Origin of the sequence: Mesorhizobium sp. M7A.F.Ca.CA.003.01.2.1 (assembly GCF_003998945.1) — a bacterium.
Lineage (GTDB): Bacteria > Pseudomonadota > Alphaproteobacteria > Rhizobiales > Rhizobiaceae > Mesorhizobium > Mesorhizobium ciceri.
The window spans coordinates 1-1,268 of record NZ_RZRA01001235.1 but is presented as its reverse complement, the minus strand read 5'-3'; the positions used below and the strand labels follow the sequence as shown (position 1 = coordinate 1,268).

The following is a 1,268-nucleotide window of genomic DNA, read 5'->3' as shown; positions in this document are numbered from 1 at the left end:
ATCTTGAACGGCGCGGCCATGACGTGCATCAGGCACGCCAGCCCTGGGAGGCCGAATCGCTGCTGTCGGGAAAGGGCATCGACGTCGTCGTCGTCGGCGACAGCCTCAGCCAGGCGGAGGGGCGGGACCTGCTCAGACGTTATGGCGGCCAAGGAGGAGGCGGTGAGGGCGGACCGGATTTCATCCTGATCTGCCGCCCGGCCGATCTTGTCGACAAGGTGCTGGCGCTGGAGCTTGGTGCGGCCGACGTCATCGAGAGCCCGCTCAATGTCCGTGAACTGGCCGCCCGTGTCGGCGGCCTGCTTTCGCGCCGCGGCAGGGGCACCCAGGAACTGATCGTGCTGGAGAACGCGACCGTCGATCTGAGATCGGCGATGGTCATGCATCGCTCCGGCACGGAGGAACAGCTTTCGCCCGGTCAGGTGGCGCTGCTCAGGCTGTTCCTGGCCAGTCCGCGCAAGGTTTTGACGCGCGACGACATCATCGCCGCGGCGCCGGCCGAAAACGCCGATGCCTTCGATCGCTCGATCGATTCGCGCATCGTGCGGCTGCGCCGCAAACTCGACACCGAAACCATCACCACCATACGCGGCGCCGGCTACCGGTTCGATCCGCCGCGGCAATTCGCGGACTGATTGCCGGGCACTGACGCAGTCTCTGGTTTCGGGCATCGGATTTTCCATCTCCGGCCCCGACGCTCTTGGCGCTCAGCGTACCAGCAGAAGCGATGGACCCACCGGCATGTCACTGCCCATGGTCAGCTCGCCAGCGTGGGCGCGGTCCCTGAGCAGCACGGTGGCAAGGCCGGCAAAGCCGAGCAGGCCCTGGGCGTAAAGCAGTGCGGAAAGCACCGAAGCGGCAAATTTCGTTTTCATCGTACCAATTCCCCAAAATGGTTTGTTGCGGGTCGCTTCAGGATACCCCCGAAGCGCCCGCGCCGCCCACGGAACCCCCCGTCTCGGCGCGGGCCTTCGGTCCTCTCGGCAGCAAGTTGCCGGAGGCGCCGCGCAAACCCGTCAGCCTAAGGCCGACCCGCCAGAGGGCCTTTAGCCGGGCGATGCGCAGGCTGGAAACAATCCAGACCGTGGCGAAAAACAGTGCGGCGTGCAGGGTCGAAATCTCGCCTGAAGTCATCGCGCCGAGGCTTGTCAGCGGGGTGCCGGCAACCATGCCGACGCCGCCGATGACCGCTGCCGCGATGCTGATCCTGAAAAGCCAGGACAGCGCGTTCGATTTCGTTCCCATGTTCGTTACCGGCTGTTTTCGTT

General features: G+C 65.3%; 3 protein-coding genes. 2 read left to right on the top strand and 1 reads right to left on the bottom strand.

Going from position 1 to position 1,268, the window contains the following annotated elements:
* Window positions 1–635, top strand: a 635-nt coding sequence (locus EN969_RS31540; RefSeq protein WP_164758689.1) for a response regulator transcription factor, incomplete at its 5' end; no start/stop codon positions are given.
* A 72-nt stretch (window positions 636–707) separates the two neighbouring features.
* Here the strand turns inward: EN969_RS31540 and EN969_RS31535 are convergent.
* Complete coding sequence (locus EN969_RS31535; protein WP_013529303.1) at window positions 708–875, bottom strand: hypothetical protein; 168 nt, start codon at window positions 873–875, stop codon at window positions 708–710.
* A gap of 182 nt (window positions 876–1,057) precedes the next feature.
* On the opposite strand from EN969_RS31535, the gene EN969_RS35655 reads away from it, so the two are divergent.
* The coding region (locus EN969_RS35655) for a hypothetical protein (protein ID WP_206525284.1) at window positions 1,058–1,268 on the top strand (211 nt) is incomplete at its 3' end.

What these genes read in the sequence shown, in the direction of transcription:
- EN969_RS31535 (WP_013529303.1), bottom strand. Translation starts at nt 875, where the DNA reads ATGAAAACGAAATTTGCCGCTTCGGTGCTTTCCGCACTGCTTTACGCC.